Source organism: Acinetobacter sp. 148, from assembly GCF_031196675.1.
Lineage (GTDB): Bacteria > Pseudomonadota > Gammaproteobacteria > Pseudomonadales > Moraxellaceae > Acinetobacter > Acinetobacter baumannii.
Genome location: NZ_JAVIMT010000025.1, coordinates 1 through 309 on the forward strand (window position 1 = coordinate 1; position 309 = coordinate 309).

Sequence of the window (309 nt, forward strand, 5' to 3'; positions counted from 1 at the left end):
CACGACCGGCATGGGCTAATGCAGATGGACCTTGAGCTTTGTATTTCTGCAGTAAGCGTCTGATCTGACGTTCTGAAATATGAAGTAGCTGAGCAGCCTGGGATTGAGTTATGCGTTGATCGCAGATTTCCTGCAAGACCGACAATCGTTTAAGTTCTTTATCCGACATAGACACCAACATATCAAACCGTCCGCTAAGGAAATTGCAGAAGTGCATATTCTAAAAGCGGACATTTTTACTTTGGAGAAACCGGACATTTCTATTTTGGAGTTACAATAATTGTTCGTATAATGTATATTATGTTAAAT

At 40.1% G+C, this 309-nt stretch carries 1 protein-coding gene; it reads right to left on the minus strand.

Annotated features, from left to right (window positions below; genetic code table 11):
- Positions 1-169 (minus strand): helix-turn-helix domain-containing protein (locus RFX69_RS05360; RefSeq protein WP_309168798.1); only part of this gene is annotated, 169 nt, incomplete at its 3' end.
- Positions 170-309 lie beyond the last annotated feature (140 nt).